General features: G+C 67.8%; 21 protein-coding genes, 3 tRNA genes and 1 pseudogene. 6 read left to right on the top strand and 19 right to left on the bottom strand.

Going from position 1 to position 22,866, the window contains the following annotated elements:
* Nucleotides 1–12: 12 nt before the first annotated feature.
* The 12 genes from BMG07_RS15140 to BMG07_RS15085 all read right to left on the bottom strand — a co-directional run bounded on the left by BMG07_RS15140 (nucleotide 13) and on the right by BMG07_RS15085 (nucleotide 11,618).
* Complete coding sequence (locus BMG07_RS15140) at nucleotides 13–879, bottom strand: alpha/beta fold hydrolase (protein WP_198085266.1); 867 nt, start codon at nucleotides 877–879, stop codon at nucleotides 13–15.
* Nucleotides 860–2,314: a 2-hydroxymuconic semialdehyde dehydrogenase gene (locus BMG07_RS15135; RefSeq protein ID WP_198085265.1), complete on the bottom strand. Its 1,455-nt coding sequence runs from the start codon at nucleotides 2,312–2,314 to the stop codon at nucleotides 860–862. The genes BMG07_RS15140 and BMG07_RS15135 overlap by 20 nt, the downstream gene beginning before the upstream one ends.
* A 10-nt stretch (nucleotides 2,315–2,324) precedes the next feature.
* Nucleotides 2,325–3,257 (bottom strand): catechol 2,3-dioxygenase, encoded by a 933-nt coding sequence (locus tag BMG07_RS15130; protein ID WP_198085264.1) that lies wholly within the window; start codon nucleotides 3,255–3,257, stop codon nucleotides 2,325–2,327.
* A 22-nt stretch (nucleotides 3,258–3,279) separates the two neighbouring features.
* Entirely contained in the window at nucleotides 3,280–3,612 is a 333-nt protein-coding gene (locus BMG07_RS15125; RefSeq protein ID WP_198085263.1) for a 2Fe-2S iron-sulfur cluster binding domain-containing protein, read from the bottom strand.
* A 13-nt stretch (nucleotides 3,613–3,625) separates the two neighbouring features.
* Nucleotides 3,626–4,693: an NADH:ubiquinone reductase (Na(+)-transporting) subunit F gene (locus BMG07_RS15120; protein WP_198085262.1), complete on the bottom strand. Its 1,068-nt coding sequence runs from the start codon at nucleotides 4,691–4,693 to the stop codon at nucleotides 3,626–3,628.
* A 28-nt stretch (nucleotides 4,694–4,721) separates the two neighbouring features.
* Nucleotides 4,722–5,084 carry a phenol hydroxylase subunit P4 gene (locus tag BMG07_RS15115; RefSeq protein WP_198085261.1) on the bottom strand — a complete coding sequence of 121 codons (363 nt, stop codon included), beginning with the start codon at nucleotides 5,082–5,084 and terminating at the stop codon, nucleotides 4,722–4,724.
* 76 nt (nucleotides 5,085–5,160) lie between these two features.
* Nucleotides 5,161–6,738 (bottom strand): aromatic/alkene/methane monooxygenase hydroxylase/oxygenase subunit alpha, encoded by a 1,578-nt coding sequence (locus BMG07_RS15110; protein WP_198085260.1) that lies wholly within the window; start codon nucleotides 6,736–6,738, stop codon nucleotides 5,161–5,163.
* 27 nt (nucleotides 6,739–6,765) lie between these two features.
* Nucleotides 6,766–7,062, bottom strand: coding sequence for an MmoB/DmpM family protein (locus tag BMG07_RS15105; RefSeq protein ID WP_198085259.1), 297 nt, complete (start codon nucleotides 7,060–7,062; stop codon nucleotides 6,766–6,768).
* A 34-nt stretch (nucleotides 7,063–7,096) separates the two neighbouring features.
* Entirely contained in the window at nucleotides 7,097–8,092 is a 996-nt protein-coding gene (locus BMG07_RS15100) for an aromatic/alkene monooxygenase hydroxylase subunit beta (RefSeq protein ID WP_198085258.1), read from the bottom strand.
* A 33-nt stretch (nucleotides 8,093–8,125) separates the two neighbouring features.
* Nucleotides 8,126–8,407: a phenol hydroxylase subunit gene (locus tag BMG07_RS15095; RefSeq protein ID WP_307866970.1), complete on the bottom strand. Its 282-nt coding sequence runs from the start codon at nucleotides 8,405–8,407 to the stop codon at nucleotides 8,126–8,128.
* 196 nt (nucleotides 8,408–8,603) lie between these two features.
* A complete protein-coding gene (locus BMG07_RS15090; protein WP_374221282.1) occupies nucleotides 8,604–10,202 on the bottom strand; it encodes a sigma 54-interacting transcriptional regulator in 1,599 nt (532 codons plus the stop codon).
* Between the two features lie 204 nt (nucleotides 10,203–10,406).
* On the bottom strand, nucleotides 10,407–11,618 hold the full coding sequence (locus BMG07_RS15085; RefSeq protein WP_198085256.1) for an NAD(P)/FAD-dependent oxidoreductase: 1,212 nt from the start codon (nucleotides 11,616–11,618) through the stop codon (nucleotides 10,407–10,409).
* A gap of 253 nt (nucleotides 11,619–11,871) precedes the next feature.
* Between BMG07_RS15085 and BMG07_RS15080 the strand changes: the two genes are divergently transcribed.
* Both BMG07_RS15080 and BMG07_RS15075 read left to right on the top strand, forming a co-directional pair.
* A complete protein-coding gene (locus tag BMG07_RS15080; protein ID WP_269759005.1) occupies nucleotides 11,872–12,252 on the top strand; it encodes a cupin domain-containing protein in 381 nt (126 codons plus the stop codon).
* 53 nt (nucleotides 12,253–12,305) lie between these two features.
* Nucleotides 12,306–12,815, top strand: a complete 510-nt coding sequence (locus BMG07_RS15075) for an Rrf2 family transcriptional regulator (RefSeq protein ID WP_198085255.1) — start codon at nucleotides 12,306–12,308, stop codon at nucleotides 12,813–12,815.
* 70 nt (nucleotides 12,816–12,885) lie between these two features.
* On the opposite strand, the gene BMG07_RS15070 is transcribed toward BMG07_RS15075, so the two are convergent.
* From BMG07_RS15070 to BMG07_RS15055, 4 genes are all read right to left on the bottom strand, one after another.
* Nucleotides 12,886–12,961: transfer RNA gene (locus BMG07_RS15070), tRNA-Trp, on the bottom strand.
* A 26-nt stretch (nucleotides 12,962–12,987) separates the two neighbouring features.
* Nucleotides 12,988–13,065 (bottom strand) — tRNA-Pro (locus BMG07_RS15065).
* 21 nt (nucleotides 13,066–13,086) lie between these two features.
* A tRNA-Leu gene (locus tag BMG07_RS15060) sits at nucleotides 13,087–13,163 on the bottom strand.
* A gap of 161 nt (nucleotides 13,164–13,324) precedes the next feature.
* Nucleotides 13,325–13,534, bottom strand: a complete 210-nt coding sequence (locus BMG07_RS15055; RefSeq protein ID WP_198085254.1) for a hypothetical protein — start codon at nucleotides 13,532–13,534, stop codon at nucleotides 13,325–13,327.
* A 65-nt stretch (nucleotides 13,535–13,599) separates the two neighbouring features.
* Here BMG07_RS15055 and BMG07_RS15050 point away from each other — a divergent pair.
* Nucleotides 13,600–14,619, top strand: a pseudogene (locus BMG07_RS15050) (phosphate acetyltransferase); the annotation flags it as partial.
* 10 nt (nucleotides 14,620–14,629) lie between these two features.
* Here BMG07_RS15050 and BMG07_RS15045 read toward each other — a convergent pair.
* Nucleotides 14,630–18,238: an indolepyruvate ferredoxin oxidoreductase family protein gene (locus tag BMG07_RS15045; RefSeq protein ID WP_198085252.1), complete on the bottom strand. Its 3,609-nt coding sequence runs from the start codon at nucleotides 18,236–18,238 to the stop codon at nucleotides 14,630–14,632.
* Between the two features lie 92 nt (nucleotides 18,239–18,330).
* Between BMG07_RS15045 and BMG07_RS15040 the strand changes: the two genes are divergently transcribed.
* Together BMG07_RS15040 and BMG07_RS15035 are read left to right on the top strand one after the other, a co-directional pair.
* Complete coding sequence (locus tag BMG07_RS15040) at nucleotides 18,331–18,864, top strand: Lrp/AsnC family transcriptional regulator (RefSeq protein ID WP_198085251.1); 534 nt, start codon at nucleotides 18,331–18,333, stop codon at nucleotides 18,862–18,864.
* A 24-nt stretch (nucleotides 18,865–18,888) separates the two neighbouring features.
* The gene (locus tag BMG07_RS15035; RefSeq protein WP_198085250.1) at nucleotides 18,889–19,713 is read left to right on the top strand and encodes a hypothetical protein; all 825 of its coding nucleotides are present in this window, start codon (nucleotides 18,889–18,891) and stop codon (nucleotides 19,711–19,713) included.
* Nucleotides 19,714–19,744: 31 nt separating this feature from the next.
* On the opposite strand, the gene BMG07_RS15030 is transcribed toward BMG07_RS15035, so the two are convergent.
* Both BMG07_RS15030 and BMG07_RS15025 read right to left on the bottom strand, forming a co-directional pair.
* Complete coding sequence (locus BMG07_RS15030; protein WP_198085249.1) at nucleotides 19,745–21,142, bottom strand: ATP-binding protein; 1,398 nt, start codon at nucleotides 21,140–21,142, stop codon at nucleotides 19,745–19,747.
* On the bottom strand, nucleotides 21,139–21,795 hold the full coding sequence (locus BMG07_RS15025) for a response regulator transcription factor (RefSeq protein WP_198085248.1): 657 nt from the start codon (nucleotides 21,793–21,795) through the stop codon (nucleotides 21,139–21,141). The genes BMG07_RS15030 and BMG07_RS15025 overlap by 4 nt, the downstream gene beginning before the upstream one ends.
* A 301-nt stretch (nucleotides 21,796–22,096) precedes the next feature.
* Between BMG07_RS15025 and BMG07_RS15020 the strand changes: the two genes are divergently transcribed.
* A partial coding sequence (locus BMG07_RS15020; RefSeq protein WP_198085247.1) for a serine hydrolase occupies nucleotides 22,097–22,866 on the top strand: 770 nt, incomplete at its 3' end.

Here is a 22,866-nt window from a genome sequence, read left to right as displayed (position 1 = left end):
TTTGCTTTTTCTTCAGTGAATCGGTGGATCGGTCTCGGCCAGGAAGTCGCCCACCAGGCGGGCGAAGCGCGCGCTGTGCTCGATCTGCGTCCAGTGGCCGCAGCGGCCGAACACGTGCAGCTGGCTGCGGGAAATCCACTGCGCCAGCGTGAGCGAGGTGGCCAGCGGAATGACCTGGTCTTCGCGGCCGTGGATCAGCAGCGTTTCGTGCGGCAGCGCGCGAATCGCGGCCTCGGGGCTGGCCATGGCGTCGACCCAGCGCTGGCGCGGCGCGGGGAACATCGCGCCGAACGACTCCTGGAAGCCCGGCCGCATGCTGGCCTCGTAGCGCAACCGCGCCAGCTCGTCGGTGACCAGCGCCCGGTCGAAGGCGAACACGTCCATGATGCGGCGCATGTTCTCGAACGACGGCGTGTAGCCCCATACCGCGTCCAGCCCCGGCGTGATGTCGAAGGGCACGCCGACGCTGCCCATCAGCACCAGCCGGCGCACGCGGTGCGGTGCACGGATGGCCAGTGCCAGGGCCAACGCGCCGCCGAAGGAATTGCCGACCACGTCGGCGCGCTCGATGTCCAGCGCATCGAGCAGGTCGAGCGCCTGCCGCACCCATGCGTCCATGCTGTAGGCCGCGCCGGGCACGCGCTGTGTGTAGCCGAAGCCGGCCATGTCGGGCGCGACCACGCGGCACGTCTTCGCGAGCACCGGCAACACCAGCCGCCAGTTGGCCCACGCGCTCACGCCCGGGCCGGAGCCGTGCATGAGGAGCACCGGCGCGCCCTGCCCCATGTCGTGCACGTTGGTGTCGAAGGCGCCGGTGCGCACGCTGCGGGCGATCTCGGGGTTGTTCACGGCACGGTCCTCACAGCTTGATGCACACATTGCGCAGTTCCGTGTAGAACTCCAGCGAGTGCACCCCGCCTTCGCGGCCGATGCCCGAGGCCTTGGCCCCGCCGAATGCGGTGCGCAGGTCGCGCAGGAACCAGCTGTTGACCCAGCAGATGCCCACCTCGACCTGCCTGGCCACGCGGTGCGCGGTGCCCAGGTTCTGGGTCCACACGGTGGTGGCCAGCCCGTAGTCGGTGGCGTTGGCCAGCGCGACGGCTTCTTCCTCGGTGTCGAAGGGCGCGATGTGGCAGCACGGGCCGAAGATCTCCTCGCGGATCACCGCGGCCGTCTCGGGCAGGCCGGTCCAGATGGTGGGCTGCACCCAATGGCCTTCGGCCAGCGCGCCTTTCATCTGTGGCACGCCGCCGCCGGTGACCACGGTGGCGCCCGCCTCCACCGCCTTGCGGTAGTACGACAGCACCTTCTGCTGGTGTTCGCGCGAGATCAGCGGACCGATGCCCACGCCGGCCTCCTCCGAAGGTCCGGGCTTCATCGCCTCCGCCTTGAGCTTCAGCGCCGCGACGAACTTCTCGAAGATGGGACGCTGCACGTAGACCCGCTCGGTGCCCAGGCACACCTGGCCGCAGTTCTCGAAGGCCGAACGCGCGATGCCGGCCACCGCCTTGTCGAAGTCGGCATCGGCGAACACCAGCCCCGCGTTCTTGCCGCCCAGCTCGAAGGACACAGGTCGCACGCCCTTGGCGGCCGCCGCCATGATGGCCTCGCCGGTGCGGGTCTCGCCGGTGAATGTGATGCCGTTCACGCCAGGATGCCTCGTGAGGAACTCGCCCGCCGAATCGGGGCCGAAGCCGTGCACCACGTTGTAGACGCCCGGCGGAATGCCCACGGCGTTCATCACCTCGCCGAGCAGCGTGGCGGTGGCCGGGGTTTCTTCCGAAGGCTTCACGATCACGGTGTTGCCGCAGGCCAGCGCGGGACCGACCTTCCAGGTCATCAGGAGCAGCGGCAGGTTCCATGGGCACACCACGCCGATGACGCCCAGCGGCGAGCGCACCGCGTAGTTGACGGCCTGCCCGCCGTCGGGCGTGGCCATCTCGAAGCTCTCGGTGGGCACGTTCTTCACGATGTCGGCAAACACCTTGAAATTGGCCGCGCCGCGCGGAATGTCCACGTGCGAGGCCAGCGCATGGGGCTTGCCGGTGTCGGCCATCTCGGCCTGGAGAAAGTCGTCGAAGCGCCGGTTGATCTCGTCGGCCACCGCATGCAGCAGCTCCACGCGGCGCGCCACGCTCATGCGGCCCCATTCGCCGTCCAGCGCCGCGCGGGCCGCGCGCACGGCGGCGTCGACCTCGGCCGCGCCGGCCTCGTGCACCTGGCCGATCAGCCGGTTGTCGACCGGCGCCCGGTTCTCGAAGGTCTTCGAGGTGGCGACGAACTCGCCGCCGATGAAGTTCATGAACTGCTTCATCGCCCGCTCCTCAGGTCAGCACGCTCAGGAAGTTCTCGTTGAGCTTGCGGTCGTGATAGAAGATCGCGCGCCCGAGTTCGTCGTCGGTCCACACCAGCGGCGGCTTGTCCGGATAGAACACATAGCCGCCGGAGAACACCTCGTTGCGGTTGCCGCTCGGGTCGAAGAAGTAGATGGTTTCGCCGCGGGTGATGCCGTGCCGCGTGGGGCCGATGTCCAGCGACACGCGCTTCCTGGAGATGATGTCCGCCGCCTTCAGCACCTCGCCCCAGTTGTCCAGCAGGAACGAGGCATGGTGGAACTTGTTCTTCTCCGGATGGCGGATGAAGGCGATGTCGTGCGGCTTGGTCGAGCATGAAAGAAAGGCCGCGATGTACATGCGCTCGGGTCCGGCCACCACGCTCTCGGCCAGCTCGAAGCCGAGCACTTCGGTGAAGAGCTTCATGGTGCCGTCCAGGTCGTCGCCGTACAGCAGGCAATGGTCGAAGCGCGAAGGCGCCATGCCCTTGAGGTCTTCGGGGTAGATCTCGGGGTTTTCGTAGGGCATGCCGTTGCCGACCTTTTCTTTCTCGGCGAACAGCTCGATCGAATGGCCGGTGGGCACGGTGAAGCGAAAGCGCTTGCCGGTGCGCAGGTGCTCGCCGGCATCGATCCACTGCATGTCGCCGGCCAGGCCGCTGGCCTTGAGGTCGGCGGCGAGCTTCTCCAGCGTGGCCGGCGAATCGACCCGGAAGCCCATGAAGTCCATGCCGGCCTGGTCGGCCTCGCGCAGCACCACGCTGTGGTGGTCGTGCTCGTCCCAGGCCTTGAGATAGACGCGGCCCTGCGCATCGCGCGCGGTTTCGATCAGGCCGATGACCTGGGTGTAGTGCCGGATGGCGGCAGCCATGTCCAGTACGCGCAGTTGCACGTGTCCGGGACGCAAAACGCCTGTGAGTGCCATGGTGAGTCTCCTTCGGGTGGGGTCAGTTGGTGGTGGGGGAACGGGGTGAAAGACGGCGCTCCAGGCAGCGCGCCAATGCGGCGACGGCCTGCAGCTGCAGATCGCTCTGCGGATAGGCGCGGCAGGCCAGCACGTAGCCCTGTGCCTCTTCGGCAACGCTGACGTGGCTGCGGCTCATGCGCTCGCGGCGCACGGCGCCCGACTCGATGCGCACCTTGCACACGCCGCAGCCGCCGCCGCGGCAGCCGACGGGAATGCCCTTGCGGCCGAGTTGCTCCATGCCGCCCAGCAGGGTCTGGTCGGTGCGGCAGGGGTAGCGCTCCTGCGTGTTGCCGATGGCCACGGAAAAGCTCATGGGGGCTTCCATGTCACAGCGCCTTGAAGAGCGGGCTGCGCGGCGCGGCCGAAGCGGCGTCGGCCGCGGTGAAGAACTTCTCGGTGTAGATGTCGCGCTCGAAGAGGCGGCCCTGCATCAGCGTGGCGATGCAGGCCTCGGTCATCGGCGGCGGTCCGCACAGGTAGGCCTTGTGGCCGCGGAAGTCGTTGGCGAAATGGGCCTTGAGCGCCTCGTGGGCGTAGCCGCGCGCGCCGGTCCAGTCGGAACCCTCGGGCGAGTCGGCAAGGTCCGACAACACCGGCAGATAGGTGAAGTTGGGGTGCCGCTCGGCGAGTTCCTCGAACAGCTCGCGGTAGTACAGCTCGCCGGCGTTGCGCGCGCCCTGCACCAGCGTGATCGGCAACGTGCAGCCTTCGGCCAGCAGGTCGAGCACCATCGACTTCGGGCTCGACAGCCCCGAGCCGCCGGCCACGAAGATCATGGGCAGTTGCGCCGACTTGCGCACGAAGAAGCGGCCGTTGGGCGCGGTGAAGCGCAGGCGCTCGCCCGCCTGCAATTCGTCGTGGAGCCAGCCGGTGGCGCGGCCCTGCGGCACGCGGCGAACGTGCAGCTCGATGAGATCCGCCCCTGGCGCATTGGCGATCGAGAAGGCGCGCGCGCCGTCCACGCCGGGCACGTGCAGCATCACGTACTGCCCGGCCTGGAACGAGGCCGGCCGGTCGGTGCGCAGCCACAGGCCGCGGATGGTGGGCGTGAGCATGCGCGCCTCGACCAGCTCGGCATGAAAGTCCGCGAGCGGCAGGAACTGCGCGTCGGGGTCTTCGTCGATCTCGGCCTCGATGACCAGGTCGGCCTGCGCCATGGCGCAGCACGCGAGGATCTTGCCCTCGTCGCGCTCGAAGTCCATCAGCGCGAAGTTGGAGGCGTCGCCGTGCTCGAACTCGCCTTCGAGCACCTGCACCTTGCACGTGCCGCACACGCCGTGGCCGCAGGCATGCGGCAGCCATACGCCGGCGCGCAGGCAGGCGTCGAGCACCGTCTGGCCCTCCTGCGCGGCAACGGCCTGGCCGAGCGGCTCGATCATGATCTGGAAGCTCATGGCATTGCTCCTTGATACAGCCGGGCCTTCAGCTCGACGAGCCCTTGATGCCGTTCAGGCCGGGTGTGCGAAAGCGGATTGCCGACTTGTGCACCAGCCCGTTGTCGGCCAACGACTTGGCCGCATCGGGCGTGAAGGGCTTGCCGGAATCGAACCACTGGGTGGCGGCCCAGTCGATCTTTTCGAAGTCGGGGTGGCTGCCGTACACGCCGGGCAGAACGTCGCTCAGCAGCGCGCCGAAGGGCATGGCCGCGGGCAGCGGCAGGCAGACGGGGGAACAGAACAAGAGGTGGTCTTCCCAGCCGATGTACAGCAGGCGGTTGCCATGGAAGCGGTCTTCGCTGTCCGCGACGGTGCCGGTGTAGCCGGGAGCGAGTGCAACAACAGACATGTGGGTCTCCTTGATTCGGGATGTGCTCCGCCCGCGCCGTGCGATCTGCACGGCGGGCGCAAGGGGTGGATGAAGATCAGGCGGCCTTGGGCTGGCTCGGCAGGTGCTGGCCGGTCCAGCGTTCCCAGTTCGCCTTGTCCGGCGAGGTGTTGAACTCGCCGTTGTCCGCGCCCGCCTCGATGTGGTAGTAGTCGAGCACCGCGGCCAGCGGGTTGAAGCCTTCCGCCGTCGGGTCGGTGCCCTCGGGGAAGCAGTTGCCCTGGTAGATCTGGTGCACCGGCAGCCAGGCCTGCACGTACTTCTCGGGCTCGCCGTCGAAGATGTCCTTGCAGCCGTCGGAACAGAAGTGGTGCTTCATGCCGTGGTAGGTGCTTTCTCGGTAGCAGATCTTCGTGGGGTCGTCGGGCTCGGTGAAGACCATCGGGATCTGGCAGGTCTGGCACAGCATGGGCAGCGTGTTGTTGAACCAGCGCTTGCCCTGCCTCTCCTGTTCGGCCAGCCACTCGAAGCGCGGGCGGTACAGGGTGTCGAAGGTGTCGGGGTACTTTTCGGCGAGCCACTCCATCTCGTCGGGCCGCGGCGCCCACACGTTGATGTTGGCCGCGTGGCCGTAGTTGTTGAAGGTGGCCCACACCTCGTGCGAGAGGCGGCTTTTTTCCTTGGCTGCGACCTCGTGGTACTTGGGCATGCGGATGCCGTAGCGCGAGAGGTCTTCGAACAGCGCGCCGCCGTTCTTCTCGAAATACATCTCCCAGGCTTCCGACCAGCTCATCACGCGCTTGGGCAGCATGTAGTCCATCATCATGGACACCAGCGCGAGCAGCCGGTAGCCGCGCCAGAACCACTTGTCGACCCACTTCTGCACGATGGGCACGTTGGCAGGGTCCTGCTCGAGGATGAACTTCACCACCTCCAGGCCCAGCGTCATGTGGCGCGACTCGTCGCTCTGCGCCGAGAAGCCGAAGGTGACGGTGGCCATGTCGCCGTTGTAGGCGGCACCGCTCATGAAGGGCATGAACAGCAGGTTGGTGAGCACGTATTCGAACGAGAACGAGATGGCCGTGATGAACTCGAACGGCCCCGCGCTCATCGCGTCCTCGAAGTAGCTCTTGGGCACCGACAGGTACCACACACGGTCGTGCATGTGCTGCGGGTCGTGCATGCCGTTGAAGTACTTGTTGAAGTGGCTGATGGTGTGGAACTGCGTCTGCGCGTGGCGCAGCTCGTCGATCGACTGCATCTGGCAGGCCACGCGCGCGCCGACGCCGCGAAACGACCGCCCGGCCATCGCGTAGCCGCGGTGCGCCGCATATTCCAGCGGCGACACGCCCGTGAGGAACAGCTTGAGGGTGTTCAGGTAGCGCGGGTCGCTGATGTTGAACTGGCCGTTGTTCTGCTGGAACGCGTCGATGATGGCGTAGAGCTTCTTCTCCTTCTCGCCCTGGAACTTCCAGTAGGCGTCCATGGTGAGGCGGAACGGGTCTTCCCACTTGTCCCAGTCGTGGATCTTGATGCCCTCGAACTTGTCGAAGGGAAACACGTCGTCCATCGACTGGTAGGAGGTCTCCCAGCCGAGGCCGCGCGTCATCATTGCGTAGCGCTCCTTCAGACCGAGGCGCTTGGCGGGGGTACTTGCTGCTGCTTGTTGTGTCATGGCGTTGTCCTTGGCTTGTGCGGGCGCTCAGGCGCCCCAGTGGAGGGTGAATTCGTCGTCGGTCTCCTCGATGCTTCCGGAGAGCGAGATCAGGCTGAGGTGCAGCTCCTGCAGGTCCCAGCGGCGGCCGACCTCCGACTCGACCGACTCGCGGCGGATCACCAGCCGGCCGGGCGCATCGATCTTCACCATCGCGGGGTATTCGGTGAGCGTGGCCTTCGGGTTGTCGGCCAGGATGGCCGCGACGATGGCGCGCGCGGCCTCGCCGGTCTGCAGCGCGATGAAGACGGGCGGGCGGGACAGTTCTGCGGTGGCGGTTGTCATGGGGTCTCCTTGGTTTCTCGAATCGGGTGAGGGGTCAGGCCGCGATGCCCAGGCGCGCGACGCGCGTGTCGAGCGCCGTGCGCAAGGTCTGCAGCAGCTGCGCACCCTCGTTGCCCAGCGCCAGCGTTGCCAGCGGACCAAGGGCCTCGACGACCTGGCCGCGCCAGCTCGCATACCAGTGCGCCAGCTGTTCGGCGTTGGCCGGCGACTCCTCGGCCGCGGTCTTCAGCGTGGCGTCGACCCAGCGCACGTTCTCGTCGAACCAGTCGTTCATGAATTCGGTGAGCATGGCCAGCGCATTGCCGGTGGCGTCGCTCCTGGCGTTCACGTAGTGGCGGTACACCAGGGGGTACAGCAGACCGTCGAACACCAGGTTCTGCGCCACGAACACCTCGAACCAGTCCTTGGTGACGAAGAGGTTCTCCATCAGCCGGCGCACCTCCTGCCAGGCGGGGAGCGTCATCCACGCCTCTTTGCCGGCGTCGAGCGCGCGGCCCGAATTGCCGTCCAGTTGCAGGCCGATGCGCGAGAGGTACTGGGCAATGCCCAGCCGGTCCATCGCCGCGAAGATGAAGGGCTGGGTGATGGCCGTGCCGTAGCCGTAGCCACAGCAGTAGCTGTGGTTCATGTTGGCGCCCCACTCGTAGTGACGCAGCGGCACCAGCAATTGCTGCAGCGACTCGCGGGTGGCGGCGTCCGCCTGCGCCAGCAGCTGGCGCTTGTCGGCAAACTCGAATTGCCGGTCGGCGCCCTCCTGCTGGCGGGCGCGCGTGATGGTGTAGACGCCGTAGTAATAGTGGCGCGGGTCTTTGAAGCTGTACCAATCGGCCATGACGATGGCCGTGCGGCGCTTGTCGTACAGCTCATGCTGCGGCTCCCACAGCGGGCGGTAGTGGAAGTTGGCGGTGGGCTGCATGTCCAGCGTGGCTTCCTGGTAGCGCGAGGCCGGCTTGTCGCCGAGCCGCCGCGCCACGTGCGAGAAGGTCTGGCGGATGGGCCGGATGTCGGAGGTCTTGATTTCGACTTGCACGGGATGGTCTCCTTGGGTTTTCTCGGGGGGTTTTCAGTGGTCGATGCCGGGCGCGCCGAAGCGCCACTTCATGCGTTCGAAGTCGAGCCGGGCGCCCTCCTCGGTCGTCAGGTGGCGCACCTGGTGGCGCGTGCAGAACTCGCGGAACTGGTCGAACTGCAGCACCAGCTCGACCGCGAGTTCGGGGTCGCCGATGGCGAACTCGAACTCCACGAAGCGCGCGGCCCGCGTGCCGGTGACGCGCACGAAACACGGCTGGCCGGTCATCTGTGCAGCGCTGCCGCTGCGGTGCTCTGGCGGTATCGAGGAAATCACTTGTTCAATCCATCAAGGGGTGAACGGCAAAGGCGCCGCCCGGCCTCATAAGGGCAACGGGCGTGCCAGCGCGGCTAAGTGATTGATTTACATGGGCTCGCTGCGCCTGCGAAGCCAAAGCACCGGGAAGTCCCGGATGCTCGTTTGATCATTTGCTGCAGTGCAGCTTGATCAAATGGTGAAAAACCGCCACCGCTCAGGACGGCGGCAGGCCTTCCCTCTTGAGCCGGTAGGCCAGCTGCGGCCGGGTGATGCCCAGGAGGCGCGCGGCATGCGAGAGATTGCCCTTGGCGCGCTGCATCGCGGTCTGCATGAGCCGGGTCTCCAGCGAGGCAATGTCGATGCCCTGCTCGAGCACGCGGTGGCACAGCGCGTCGAGCTCGCTGCCATCGGCCCCGGTCTCGGGGGCGCTGCTGATCTGTCCCTTCGCGTCGATGCGGCTGTCGGCGGGCGCGCCTGGCGGTTGCATCCACAGGTGGCTGGCTTCGATGTCGCCGAGGTCGGGCGCCAGCAGCACGGCGCGCTCGATCACGTTCTCCAGTTCGCGGATGTTGCCGGGCCAGGCATGCTTCTGGATGTCGCGCGCGGCTTTGTCGGTCAGGCCGCGCAGCTTCTTGCCGTAGAGCGCGCTGTACTTCTCCACGAAGCGGGCCACCAGTGCCGGGATGTCGGCGGTGCGCTCGCGCAGCGGCGGAATCGAGATGGGAAAAGTGTTGAGCCGGTAGAACAGGTCGCTGCGAAAACGCCCCGCCTGCAAGGCCTGCTGGAGGTTGACGTTGGTGGCCGCCACGATGCGCACGTCCACCTTGATGGGTTGCTCGGCGCCCAGTCGCTCGACCTCGCCGGTCTGCAGCACGCGCAGCAGCTTGACCTGCGCGGCCAGCGGCAGGTCGCCTACTTCGTCCAGGAAGAGCGTGCCGCCGTGCGCCCGCTCGAAGCGGCCGGCGCGCGCGTGGTGGGCACCGGTGTAGGCCCCTTTCTCCACGCCGAACAGCTCGGCCTCCATCAACTCGGCCGGAATGGCCGCGCAGTTCACCGCGATGAAGGGCTGCTTGGCGCGCGGGCCGTTGTCGTGCAACCAACGCGCGAACACCTCCTTGCCCACGCCGGTCTCGCCGAGCAGCAACACGGTGATGGCGCTGTCCACCGCGCTGCGCATCAGGTCGAAGGCGGCGCGAAAGCCCGGTGACACGCCCACCAGCTTCTGGTCGTACTCGCGGCGCGGCTGCAGGCGGCGGATGTGCTGCAGGCCGAGGTTGAACTCGATCAGGTTCTCGGCCACGTGATGGGGGCGGAAATACTCCAGGTAGTGCTCGTCCTGCCACTCCTCGGCCGGGTGGCCCACGATGCGGCAGCGGCTGTCGCCCATGCTGGTGCACTCGACCTCCTTGAACACCACGAAGCGCCCCATGAAGGCGGTGGTGTAGCCCGACGCATAGCCGATCTGCGACCAGCACTGCGGGTCTTCGCCGTAGCCGAAGTCGGCCACGTGCGCGTCGCACTCCCACGAGTTGGTCCACAGGAACTCACCGTGGAAATGCTTGGTGGCGATGTCGAGTTCGAGGTGCGTCTTCTCCACCGAGGCGATGCCCTCGATGGAGTGCAGGCGCGGCCCGAGCATGAAGGCATCTTCGGCGCGCATGCCCGCGCGGCGTTCGCGTACCGCCACTTCGCCGTCGCGCACGCCCGATGCGAAACCCATGCGCACGAGCAGGCCGCGTGCCCTCTCGATGCCTAGCGAATTGAGCAGCTCCTTGCGAAGTTCGGCCAGCGCCCGCGCGTGCATCAACAGCATGCGCTGTTCGTCCAGCCAGATATGGCCGGATCCGGCGCTAAAGCGCAGGAGAGAAAGAAGTTCTCCCACGTTGTCTCCTGGGTATTTTCAGGATACGCATCTTGCGCCGCGCGAACGCAAAGGTGTTATCGGGCTATCTACCGATGGCCTTTCGACTGCGCTCGGGTTGCGTTTGCCTGGCGCATGCGCGCCAGCCCAACGGCCTCAGGCAACAACCACGCGCTGCGGGTCGGCCGCCAGCAGGATCTCGGCGCGTCCACCCGCCGGCGGGTAGATCCACTCGGTGTTGATCTGGTGCTTGAGCGCCTTGGCCTGCGCGCCTTCCATCTTGACCTCGCGGTTCCAGCCTTCGGTGTACACCGCGCCCCACGGGCCGAGGTCCAGGCAGGTCACGTACTTGGGCTGGCTGTACGCGATCTGCGGCAGGCCGAGCAGGTCGGCGGCCACGTTGTGGCCGGCCGAACGACCCAGCGCCATGGCGTGCTGGCAGGACATCATGGCGAAGTTGCCGTCGTCGTCCGTGGCGGCCAACGCCGCGTCTCCGGTTGCCAGGACATGCTCGACACCGAGCACATGCAGGTTGCGGTCCACGTGCAGACGGCCCACGGCATCGCGCGTGCCGGGAATCTGCTCGGTCAGCGCGGTGGCGCGCAGGCCGCCGGTCCAGATGACGGTGAGCGCATCGATGCGCTCGCCGCTCGACGTGAGCAATCCTTCGGCGTCGACGCACTCCACGGAAGTACCGAGTTTCAACGTGACGCCCTGCTCTTTCAGCGCATGCTCGATCACCGGCCGCGGGCCGGCGCCGAGTTCGGGGCCGATCGCCTGCTCGCGCTCGATGACCACGACGCGCACGTCCGCAGCGGCGCCCAGCGCCTGCCTCATTCGCGCGGGCATCTCGGCGGCGGTCTCGATGCCGGTGAAGCCGCCCCCGACCACCACCACGGTATTGCGGGCAGGTGTCGAGGGAAGCGCGGCCAGGTTCTTCAGGTGCGCGTCGAGTTGCACCGCCTCGTCGAACTGGTCGACGCTCAGCCCGTGCTCGCGCAAGCCCGGCACCGGAGGCAGCGCAACCCTGCTGCCCGCGGCCAGCACGAGTCGGTCATACGAGAGCGTCTCGCCGACCCCTTCGGCGGTGACGAAGTCGACTTCTTTCTTGCCGGTACGGATCTGCGTCACCCGGCCCTGCTGGAACCGAACGCCCACGGCGTTGAGCACGTCGGTCAAGGGCGCCTTCATGGCGTCCACGGGCGGCTCGTAGAAGCGCGGGCGGATGTGCAGCGCAGGCTCGGGAGCCACCAGCACGATCTCGACCGAGCCGTCGGCCTTTCCAGCCTGGTCGAGCAGGCGCGCCGCGCCCAATGCGCTCCACATGCCAGCGAAACCGGCACCAATAACCAGAATGCGTTTTGTCATCTCAATACTCCAGCGTTGTTGAACCCATGAATCGCCCCGCGCCTTCCCGACGGGATGCGAATCGGCGCTGAACCTTTACTACGACTCTATTTGTCGTAGTAAAGAAAAGCAAGCGCTTCGCGATCCGCTGACGGACTTCAAGGGCATGGATTGACATCGAAACTCGGACAAATAGAATCGTAGTTCAAAAACCAAGGACCTTCGAATGAAGCATCTACCGACGATGTCCATGAAATTGCTTGCCGCGTCCGTCATGCTGGCGGCGGGTTGCGCCGTTGCCGCCGAACCTGCGGCGCCGCGCGAAACCATCTCGCCTGCGTTCGCGCATGCCATCGCCAACGTGCCCGGCAAGACGATGACCGCGCTGGTCGTCAGCTATGCGCCGGGCGGCAAGACGCCGGCGCATCGCCACGGCAAGGCCTTCGTCGTGGGTTATGTTCTCGAGGGCGCGATCCGCAGCCGTCTGGACAACGGCAAGGAACAGGTCTTTCATGCGGGCGAGAGCTGGACGGAAGCACCTGGTGCCCACCACGCCGTGAGCGACAATGCGAGCACCACCGAACCAGCGAAACTGCTTGCGATCTTCATCGCGGACAGCAACGACAAAGACCTGGTTTCCATCGACAAGAAGTAACGGACTTCAAGCAGGATCCCAGCAAGCCTGCATCCGGACCACGGGGGAATCGATTGAGTCATATCAGCGTTGGCGTCGAATACGGCCTGCATTGCCTGCTTCATCTTTCCGGCCCGCCCACCGGCGTGACTGTCGCCAGCGTGCGTGACCTGGCAGATCTGCAGGGCGTGTCCATCGACTACGTGGCCAAGCTTTTCACCAAGTTGCGCAAGGCCGGCCTGACGGTTGCAAGCGAAGGCAAGAACGGCGGGTTTCGATTGGCCAAGCCGGCTTCCGAGATCAGCGTGCTCGATGTCGTGCATGCGATCGACGGCGTCAAGCCGCTATTCGAATGCCGTGAGGTGCGCGTGCGTTGCGCCGTGTTCGACGGCAACGCACCGCGCTGGGCCGCGCAGGGTGTCTGCTCGATACATGAGGTCATGCTGGAAGCCGAGCAACGCATGCACGAGGCGCTGGCCAGGCAGACACTGGCCGATCTGTCGAGGCGTGTTGACGCAAAGGCGCCCCGCAGCTATGGACCCAGCGTCGTGCGCTGGATGGAGAACCGAAGCGGATCGGCCTGATCGGTGCGATCCGCGCCGGCAAGTCCATCGCCATGGCGCAGATCGGCGAAGGGCCGACAAGAAAAATAGATGGCGCGCGCGGAAGGATTCGAACCTTCAACCGTTGGGTTTGGAGTCCAGTGCTCTGCCAGTTGAGCTACACACGCGAAGAAAAAAGACGAACAAGAAATGCTGGTCTGGGTGGCAGGATTTGAACCTGCAGCCTCCTGCTTCCAAGGCAGGCCGTCTACCAGATTGACAGTACACCCAGAGAAATCCGTTCAAGAAAAATTGGTGCCCCAGGGGAGACTCGAACTCCCAGAATTCCGCTTCTAAGGCGGACACGTCTACCAATTGCGTCACCGGGGCGATGTATGTGGTGCGAGTGTTCAAAAGAGCATTCACAAGGCCTTGGCCCTGTGCCGCGCGGCACGATCACTGCGTCGGAAGGTAGTCGAGAAGAAAAAACAAAAGGCCCGGCACCTTGCGGTGTCCGGGCCTCTTTTGAAGAGCGCTTGGGAGTCCTGCGCCTATGCGCGTACTCCACCCGGATGCATTCGATCGTCGCTGTCGCACGGCCACAGGTTGGCTTGCGGCTGCGGCACGGAATTGGGGTTCCGCGGCAGTTGCTGCAGCGACGGCAGCAGGCCCAGGGCGACACCGGCATGCGATGCGACGCGCACGAACACGTTGCCCGTTTCGGGGCAGGTGTCGTAGATGCGGATCGTTGCGGTGTTCACGGTGTGTCCTGTTGGCGTCGAGTGGGTTGGACTGTAAATAGTCTTTACTTCACCGTCAACCACTTCGAGCGACTTTTTTTTCAAGTACCGTTGCGGCAACGCATCCTTCCCATTCATCTCCAGGAGCCCGCATGGCGTCTTCGTCTCTCGCAGCCCACCCGCACTACGACCGCCTGATCGCCACCGCGCGCGGCCTGCCGCCGTTGCGCGTGGCGGTGGTTCATCCGGCCAATGCCGTGTCGCTCGAGGCGGCGCTCGCGTCGGCTGCGCTGGGCCTCATTGCCCCCACGCTCGTCGGCCCGCGCGCGAGGATCGAGGCCGCCGCGCAAGAAATCGGCGCCGACCTTTCGCACATCACCATCGTCGACGCCCCGCACAGCCACGCGGCCGCCGATGCCGCTGTTGCGATGGCCTTGCGCGGCGAGGTCGATGCGCTGATGAAGGGCAGCCTGCACACCGACGAGCTCATGGGCGCGGTGGTGCGCCGCGAAGGCGGCCTGCGCACCTCGCGCCGCATCAGCCATTGCTTCGTGATGGACGTGCCGGGCCATGCGCAGCCGCTGATCATTTCGGACGCAGCCATCAACATCGCGCCCACGCTCGAAGAGAAGGTCGACATCGTGCAGAACGCGATCGACCTGGCGCACGCGCTGCAGATGCCGGCGGTGCGCGTGGCCGTGCTGTCGGCCACCGAGACCGTCAACACGAAGGTGCCCTCCACGCTCGACGCCGCCGTGCTGTGCAAGATGGCCGATCGCGGCCAGATCACCGGTGCGGTGCTCGACGGCCCGCTGGCCATGGACAACGCCATCGACCCCGAGGCCGCGCGCATCAAGGGCATCACCTCGCAGGTGGCGGGCCGCGCCAACGTGCTGATCGTGCCCGACCTGGACGCGGGCAACATGCTCGCGAAGAGCCTGACCTTTCTGGGCGGCGCCTACGCGGCGGGCATCGTGCTGGGCACGAAGGTGCCGGTGATCCTCACGAGCCGCGCCGATTCGGAATCGGCGCGGCTCGCCTCGTGCGCGGTCGCGTCCATGCTCGCGAAGGCAGGGCGCGACAAGCTCATCAAGGCGGTAGGCTGAACGGCTTCAGCTACCGCGCGCCGGCCACGATCGCGATGCCGCGGATCTGCCCCGCGCCCGCCGTGCGCGCCGGCTTCGGGTAGCGCGCCGGCGCAAAGCGGTGCAGCAGCTCCGCCTCCTGCACCTGCGCGGCTTCCAGGTTCCCGAGCTTCACATGGCCGAAGCCGCGAATCGACAGCGGCAGCGCCGCGATGCGCGCGGCCAGCGCCTGGTTGTCGGCCGACAGCTCCGACGCCATCGCATCGAACAGCCCGTCGAAATGCACGATCAGCTCGCGCTCGGCACGCCGTTCGCCGGTGCGGCCGAAGGGGTCGAACGCGGTGCCGCGCAGCCGCTTGCCGTGCGCGAGCCAGCGCATCGCGGGCAGCATCCAGCTGCCGACACGGATCTTGGCGGGCGCCTTTCCGTGCGCGCCGCGCGCCACCACCGGCGGCGCCATGTGGAACTCCAGCTTCAGCTCGCCTTCGAACTGCTCCGACAGCTTCTTGAGGAACGCGCCGTCGGTGTAGAGCCGCGCCACCTCGTACTCGTCCTTGTAGCTCATGAGCTTGAGCAGGCTGCGCGCCGCGTTGCGCGTGAACGGCAAGCTCGCATCGCCGCCCTGTAGTGCCGCCTCGCGCGCCTGCAGGCCGCGAATTCGCGTCTCGAAGCGCGCGGCCCATGCGGCGTTCTGGTAGCCGGTCAGATGGCGGCGCGCATCGGCGATCAGTTGGTCCACGGAGCGTTCATCGGCTTGCGCCGACTGCGCATCGGCCGGCGCCGCGCGCAGCTGGTCGAGCGCCGCCGGGTCGCCCGCGGCCAAGCGTCCCAGCGAGAACGCCGACTGGTTCGCGGCCACGGCCACGCCGTTGAGCTCGATCGCATGCATCAGCGCCTCCAGGCTCAGCGGCACCAGCCCGCGCTGCCATGCATAGCCGGTCGCCACGATGTTCGCCGCGAGCGTGTCGCCCAGGAACTCTTCCGCCAGGCTCTGCGCATCGAAGGTCTCGACCTGTTCTTCGCCGGCCACGAAGCGCATCTTCTCCAGCAGCAGGTCCACGTGCAGATCGGCGTCGGGGTTGCGCAGCGATTCCGCCACCGGAATCTCGTGGATGTTCGCGAGCACGCGCGTGCGCCCGTGCCGCACGGTCTGCAGCGCATCGGCCGACGCGCCCACCACCACGTCGCAGGCCAGTATCGCGTCGGCCTGCTGCGTGTCGATGCGCACCTGGTTCAGCCGCTCGCGCGAATCGGCAAGCCGCACGAAGCTCAGCACCGAGCCGCCCTTCTGCGCGAAGCCCATGAAGTCGAGCACGCTGGCCGACTTGCCTTCCAGGTGCGCGGCCATGGCGATCACCGCGCCGACCGTCACCACGCCGGTACCGCCCACGCCGGTGACGAGCAGGTCGTACGGCGCGGCCCACGCATGCGCGGCGGGGTGCGGCAACGCGGCCACGCGGTGCAGGAACGCATCGCGCCCCGCGGCCAGCGCACCGCTCTTGCGGCGCAGCTTGCCGCCGGTCACGCCCACGAAGCTGGGGCAGAAGCCCTTGGCGCAGGAATAGTCCTTGTTGCAGCTGGTCTGGTCGATCTTGCGCTTGCGGCCCATCGGCGTTTCGTGCGGCAGCACGGCCACGCAGTTGCTCTGCACGGTGCAGTCGCCGCAGCCCTCGCACACCGCCTCGTTGATAAAGAGGCGCTTGGGCGGGTCGGCCAGCTCGCCCTTCTTGCGGCGGCGGCGCTTCTCGGCCGCGCAGGTCTGCTCGTAGATGAGCACGGTCACGCCCTGCATCTCGCGCAGGCGGCGCTGCACGTCGTCGAGCGCGGCGCGGTCGTGGAACTCGGTGCCTTGCGGAAAGCGGCCCTTGATGTCGTCGTACTTGCCGATGGCGTCGCTCACGACCACCACCTTGCTCACGCCTTCGGACTCGACCTGCCGCGCAATGGCGTCCACGCTGATCACGCCGTCGACCGGCTGGCCGCCGGTCATCGCGACCGCGTCGTTGAACAAAATCTTGTAGGTCAGCGTGGCCTTGGCCGCCACGGCCTGGCGAATGGCCAGGTAGCCCGAGTGGTAGTACGTGCCGTCGCCCAGGTTCTGGAACACGTGCGGCGTCTTGGTGAACATGGCGTGCGAGATCCAGTCGACGCCCTCCCCGCCCATCTGGATCAGCCCCGCCGTGCTGCGGTCCATCCAGTTGGCCATGAAGTGGCAGCCGATACCCGCGCGCGCCGTCGAGCCTTCGGGCACCTTGGTGCTGGTGTTGTGCGGGCAGCCCGCGCAGAAGTACGGCAGGCGCTTGACCGCATCGCTCGCGTTGCCCAGCAGCTCGGGCGGCGTGAAGTCGCGCACGTGCTGCAGGTGGTCGCCCAGGTCGTGGTTGTCGGGGAAGTGCACGGCCAGCCAGTGCGCCACCAGCTCGATGAGCCGCGACGGCCGCAGTTCGCCGAGCGCCGACACCAGCGGCTGGCCCTCGCGGTCGTGCTTGCCCACGAGCACGGGGCGCGCGTCGGGCGGCGCGTTGTAGAAGATGTCGCGCAGCTGCGTCTCGACCACGGCGCCTTTCTCTTCGACGATGAGGATTTCCTCGAGCCCCCGCGCGAAGGCCTTGATGCGCGTCTGCTCGACGGGAAAGCTCAGCCCAATCTTGTAGAGCCGCACGCCGGCGCGCGCCAGTTGCTCGGGCGACAGCTCGAGACGGCGCAGCACCTCCATCAGGTCGTGGTGCGCCTTGCCGCAGGTGACGATGCCGACCTTGGCGTGCGCGCTCACGATCACGTCGCGGTCGATGCTGTTGCGCTTGGTGAAGGCGGCCACGGCCGCGAGCTTGTCTTCGAGCCGCGACTCGATGCGCAGCGACGGCAGGTCGGGCCAGCGGTAGTGCAGGCCGTCGGCCGGCGCGCGGTGGCCGGTGGCGCCGCGCACGGTGTCGGCGTCTTCCCAGGCCTCGACGCGCGCGTTGATCTCGTCCAGGTCGACCGTGCCGGCGCTCTCGACCACCTCGGACAGCGCAGCCATGCCGACCCACGCGCCCGAATAGCGCGACAGCTCGTAGCCGTAGAGGCCGAACTCCAGGTACTCGGCCACGCACGAAGGCTGCATGACCGGCATGCGCCAGGCCATGAAGGCGTGGTCGCTCTGGTGCGGCATCGACGACGACACGCAGCCGTGGTCGTCGCCCGCCACCACCAGCACGCCGCCGTGCGGCGACGAGCCGTAGGCGTTGCCGTGCTTGAGCGCGTCGCCCGCGCGGTCGACGCCCGGGCCCTTGCCGTACCACATGGCGAACACGCCTTCGACGGTGCGTTCGGGGTCGGACTCCACGCGCTGCGTGCCCAGCACCTGCGTGGCGGCCAGCTCTTCGTTCACGGCCGGCACGAAGCGTATGCCCGTGTCCTTGAAGCGCTCGCCGGCCTTCCAGATGGCCTGGTCGACCATGCCCAGCGGCGAGCCGCGGTAGCCGCTGACGAAGCCCTGCGTGTGCAGGCCGCGCGCCGTGTCGCGCCGGCCCTGCATCACCAGCACGCGGATCAGCGCCTGCGTGCCGGTGATGAAGACCGAGCCCGAGGGGGCCCAGAGGTTGTCGGAGAGTTGGTAGCCGGGCCGTCTGAGTGCGGCCATGTCGTGGGGAGCGTTCATGCCGGGAATTGTTCTGCGACACACTGCGGAAGTGCTTCTTCAATACACTAGCGCAGACCCTTGTTTTAAGAATAATCTTCTCGGAAATCGCCATGAACGTCGGTTCTGTTTCTCTTGACGAGCATTGCCTCAAGATTCTTTCTGCACTGCAGCACGACGGCCGGCAGACGGTGCAGCAGATTTCCGAGACCGTCGGGCTCTCGCCCACGCCCTGCTGGAAGCGCATCAAGGACATGGAGGCCGCCGGCGTCATTCGCGGCTACACCACCCTGGTCGACCCCGAGCAGGTGGGCCTGCATGTGTCGGCCGTGGCCGAGGTGAACCTCGACCGCCACAGCGAGGCGATGGTGCAGCGCTTCGAGGAGGCCGTGGCCGCGAGCCCGCAGATCATTCGCTGCGTGTCGGCCACCGGGCCGGCGGACTACATCCTGAACGTGACGGTGCCCGACATGAAGCACTACGAGCGTTTCCTGCACGAGGTGCTGTTCAGCCTGCCCGGCGTGACGCACGTGCGCTCGAGCATCGTGCTGCGCGAGATCAAGTCGGAAACCGCGCTGCCGCTGGACCACCTGCTGCCCGGCACGCCGGGCAAGCCCCGCGCCACCACGGGGTCGCGCAGAAGCTAGGCGCGCCGCATGGAGAATGCCCCCATGCCCCTGCCCAAGCCCCTTCTGCTGCAACGCGCCTACCTCGTTCTTATCGCCGTGCTGGTGATCGTCGGCTGCTGGGTCGCGCCCATCGACGCGCCCGCGCGCGCCCAGGTCAACGACGGGCTCAAGCGCGCGCTGACCACTTTTGCCGCGGCGCGCGCGCTGGGCGCGGTGGTGTCGGTGGCACAGGGCACGCAGGTCGACGCCACGCCGGGCGGCGTCGGCGTGAGCTTTGCGCCGGGGCAGGCGCTGAAGCCGCTGAACGAGCTCATCGAACAGTTCGCGTCGGTCATGCTCGCGGCCAGCGTGTCTTTCGGCATTCAGCTGGTGCTGCTGAACATCGGGGCGCACCAGCTGATGTCGGTGCTGGTCTGCGGCGTGGCGCTGTTGTGGATCGGCTGGCGCTGGCGGCGCGGCAGCTCGCCGCGCTGGCTGCAGTCGGCGCTGATCGGCCTGCTGCTGGTGCGCTTCGCGGTGCCGCTGGCCGCCGTGGCGAACGAGGGCCTGTACCGCGCCTTCATGGCCGACGACTACCAGGTCGCGCTGTCGGGCATCGAGAAGTCGCCCACCGCCGTGGTCGACGCCACGCAGGAAGCGCCCGCCGCGCAAGAAGGCTGGCGCGACCGCGTCGAGCGCTGGCTGCCGAAGCTGCCCAACCTGAAGGCGACCTACGACCAGATCCTGAAGTCGGCCTCCGACTGGGCCGAGCGCATCGTGAAGCTCATTGCGCTGTTCGTGCTGCAGACCGTGGTGCTGCCGCTGGCGTTCCTGTTCGCGGCATGGCGGCTGGCGCGCGCCGCCATCCGCGAACCCGCGCGCAAGTAGACCCCTGCCCGCCTGCCCGCTTGTCGTTGTTTCAGCCGCGCGCCGCGCGCGGCGGCATGGGCAGCAGCCGGCCGGGAATCACGGCCGTGAACGCACACCCGCGCCCGCCGGGGCTCTGCGCCAGCTCGATGCTTCCGCCCATGCGCTGGCAGGCCTGCCGCACGATCGCCAACCCCAGGCCCGTGCCCTGCGTCGATGCGTCCGCGCCGCGATGGAAGCGCTCGAACACCAGCGCCCGGTCGGCTTCGGCAATGCCGGGCCCGCTGTCCACCACGGACAGCACCAGCGCGCCCTCCGCGTGCCGCAGCGTGACCACGACCTGCCCGCCCACCTCGACGTACTTCACGGCGTTGTCGAGCAGGTTGCGCAGCACCGACTCGAACAGCGGCACCGGCAGGTCGAACAGCAGGCTGTCGGGCGATTCGAGCACCAGTTCCAGCTGCCGCGTGTCGGCGTCCTTCGAGGCTTGCGCGAGGTGCCGGCGCATCAGCTCGGCCACGTCGATGCGCTGGGTCTGGGGATGCTCTCCGCCGTCCATGGTCGCCAGCTCCAGCAGCTGCTGGATCAGGTGCGAGCCGCGCGCAATGGCATGCGTCAGGTGCTGCGCGGCCTCTTCGCGCTCGCGCGGGTCGTTGGAGCGCGCCAGCACATGGGCCTGCGCGCCGATCACGGCCAGCGGCGTGCGCAGCTCGTGCGCCGCGTCGTTGACGAAGGAGCGCTCGCGCTCGACCTTGCCGCGCAACTGCGCAAGCAGCCCTTCGAGCGCCTTCACCAGCGGCACCAGCTCCGCATAGCGCGGCTCGAAGCCCAGCGGCGACAGGTCTTCGGCGCTGCGCGTGTCGATGCGCTCGCCCAGCATGCGCAGCGGCTTCAGGCCCTGCGCCGCCGCGATCCACACCGGCGCCAGCACGAAGGGGAACGCGATCAGGAACGGCATGAAGAGCGAGCTGCCGATGAACATCAGCACCCACGAGAGCCCGCCGTTCGGCTCGGCCACCCACACCGTCCACCGCGCGCTGCGCCCTTCGTAGAGCCAGTACCGCTGGCCTTTCAGGACCACGTCGACCATGCGGCCGGGCTCGCCGTGCAGCGCATGGCCGGCGATCTGGGGCGACGCGTACAGCAGCTTTCCGTCATGGTCCTGCAGCATGAAGGCCACCTCGCCGGGCAGTTCCGCCTCGGAGGCGCGCATGGCGTTGATCTGCCGCGACAGCGCCTTGATCGTCGCCACGGCGACGTCCTCGCGCTCGACGTCGGCCAGGGTGATGTTGAGCTCACGGCCCAGGAGCACCACGCCCGAGTCGGTGTGCATGGTCAACCGGAAGCTCACGTACAGGTACACGACCACGGCGAGCCATGCCAGCGTGAAGGCGATCAGCAGCGACAGCGCCACGCGCCGCACCAGGCTGCGGCGAAACAGCCACTTCATGCCGCGAGCATGTAGCCGACGCCGCGCACGGTCTTGATGCGCTCGGCGCCGATCTTGCGGCGCAGGTTCGACACGTGCACCTCGATGGCGCCAAAGTCCACCGGCTCGCCCAGCGGGTCGAGCCGCTGCGACAGCGAGCCCTTCGGGATCACCGCGCCGGGCTCGCGCGCCAGCTCCAGCAGCAGCTGGAACTCGCGCGGCGACAGGTCGAGCGTGGCGCCCGCGAGCTTGACCACGTGGCTGCGCGGCTCGATGTCGAGCGCGCCGAACGACCACACGTCGCTCGCCTGGTGCGCATAGCGCCGGCGCACGGCGTGGATGCGCGCCACCAGCTCGGGCGTGGCAAAGGGCTTGACCACGTAGTCGTCGGCGCCGCCGTCGAGCCCGGCCAGCCTGTCTTCCAGCGCCGAGCGCGCGGTGATGACGACGATCGGCACCGTCACCCCCGCGCGGCGCCAGCGCGACAGCAACTGCAGGCCCGAGCCGTCGGGCAGGCTCACGTCGAGCAGCACGCAGCCGCAGGCATCGCCCTCGAAGGAGCGCGGCGCGTCGGCGATGCGGCGCAGCCATTCGATGCTGAAGCCCTCCGCCTTCAGGGCCTGCGAGAGGGCGCGGCCCAGGTCCAGGTCGTCTTCGATGAGCAGGAGATGCATGGCCCGGATTGTCCACGCCGAAACCTTAAGCATTCCCAAAGGTTGGGTGTCGAACAATGCGGTCTTCTCATTGCACCGACAGCCGCCCGGAACTTCACGGAGTCGCACCGCGTGACCACATTCATCGCCGCCAATTCGCGCCGGGCGCTCCCGGCCATGCTCCTGGTCGCCGCACTGCTTTCCGCGTGCGGCGACAACCACCCCCGACGACGGCGGCGGCACGCTGACGGCGGCCGCCGAGCTGCGCCTGCGCGCCGTCTCGGCGGCGGCCCAGGGCCTTGCCCAAGGCGTCGTCGCCGCGGTGGCGGGCCACGTCACCCCCGCGGGCGACGAACTGGGCGCGGCCGGGCCGGACGGCCCCGGCGGCAAGACGCTCTTTGCCATCGACGCCGATGCCAAGGCGATGACGGCCGTGATCGCGGCCCGCCTGGTCGAGCGCGGCCTGATCCGCTGGGACACCCGCATCGCCGAAGCCCTGCCCGAGCTGCGGCGCGAAATGCTGCCGGCCTACCGCGGCGCGACGCTGGACGACCTGCTCGCGCACCGCGCGGGCCTGCCGCCGTTCACGGCAAGGGAAGAGTTCCGCCGCTTTCTCGGCCTGCTGCCCGCGCACCCCGATGCGCAGCTCGCCAGCGACAGCGGACGCCGGCTGTTCTTTGCCCGCTGGCTGCTGCAGCAACCGCCCGCGGCCGACACCGGCTTCCTGTATTCGAATGCGGGCTATGCGCTTGCGGCCACCATGCTGGAGCGCGCCAGCGGCCAGAACTACCACGCGCTGTTCGAGCAGGAGGTGGCACGCCCGCTGGGCATCGCGGGCGCGTGGCGCGAAGCCGGCACCGCCGATGCAACCGGCGCCGGCAGCCTGCGCCTCTGGCGCGAGGCGCTGGTGCGGCCAGCCTGTACGCCACCACGCCCTCGACCTACGCCAGCTGGCTGCGCTGGCACCTGCGCGCCTTGCAGGGCGAGGCCACGCCGCTGCCCTCGGGCTACGTGCGGCGCCTGCGCGACCTGGTGCCGGGCGGCTACGCGTTCGGCTGGACCGGCGCCATGCGCAACGGCCGCCCCGTGCTG

It is taken from the genome of Variovorax sp. E3 (genome assembly GCF_016082275.1).
GTDB lineage: Bacteria > Pseudomonadota > Gammaproteobacteria > Burkholderiales > Burkholderiaceae_C > Variovorax.
The sequence above is the reverse complement of the archived record's forward strand: the minus strand, read 5'-3'. Positions and strand labels throughout refer to the sequence as shown.

Coding starts and splice junctions, on each gene's coding strand:
- BMG07_RS15140 (WP_198085266.1), bottom strand. CDS start 879: ATGTGTGCATCAAGCTGTGAGGACCGTGCCGTGAACAACCCCGAGATC.
- BMG07_RS15135 (WP_198085265.1), bottom strand. CDS start 2,314: ATGAAGCAGTTCATGAACTTCATCGGCGGCGAGTTCGTCGCCACCTCG.
- BMG07_RS15130 (WP_198085264.1), bottom strand. CDS start 3,257: ATGGCACTCACAGGCGTTTTGCGTCCCGGACACGTGCAACTGCGCGTA.
- BMG07_RS15125 (WP_198085263.1), bottom strand. CDS start 3,612: ATGAGCTTTTCCGTGGCCATCGGCAACACGCAGGAGCGCTACCCCTGC.
- BMG07_RS15120 (WP_198085262.1), bottom strand. CDS start 4,693: ATGAGCTTCCAGATCATGATCGAGCCGCTCGGCCAGGCCGTTGCCGCG.
- BMG07_RS15115 (WP_198085261.1), bottom strand. CDS start 5,084: ATGTCTGTTGTTGCACTCGCTCCCGGCTACACCGGCACCGTCGCGGAC.
- BMG07_RS15110 (WP_198085260.1), bottom strand. CDS start 6,738: ATGACACAACAAGCAGCAGCAAGTACCCCCGCCAAGCGCCTCGGTCTG.
- BMG07_RS15105 (WP_198085259.1), bottom strand. CDS start 7,062: ATGACAACCGCCACCGCAGAACTGTCCCGCCCGCCCGTCTTCATCGCG.
- BMG07_RS15090 (WP_374221282.1), bottom strand. CDS start 10,202: ATGCTGTTGATGCACGCGCGGGCGCTGGCCGAACTTCGCAAGGAGCTG.
- BMG07_RS15085 (WP_198085256.1), bottom strand. CDS start 11,618: ATGACAAAACGCATTCTGGTTATTGGTGCCGGTTTCGCTGGCATGTGG.
- BMG07_RS15080 (WP_269759005.1), top strand. CDS start 11,872: ATGCTGGCGGCGGGTTGCGCCGTTGCCGCCGAACCTGCGGCGCCGCGC.
- BMG07_RS15045 (WP_198085252.1), bottom strand. CDS start 18,238: ATGAACGCTCCCCACGACATGGCCGCACTCAGACGGCCCGGCTACCAA.
- BMG07_RS15040 (WP_198085251.1), top strand. CDS start 18,331: ATGAACGTCGGTTCTGTTTCTCTTGACGAGCATTGCCTCAAGATTCTT.
- BMG07_RS15035 (WP_198085250.1), top strand. CDS start 18,889: ATGCCCCTGCCCAAGCCCCTTCTGCTGCAACGCGCCTACCTCGTTCTT.
- BMG07_RS15030 (WP_198085249.1), bottom strand. CDS start 21,142: ATGAAGTGGCTGTTTCGCCGCAGCCTGGTGCGGCGCGTGGCGCTGTCG.
- BMG07_RS15025 (WP_198085248.1), bottom strand. CDS start 21,795: ATGCATCTCCTGCTCATCGAAGACGACCTGGACCTGGGCCGCGCCCTC.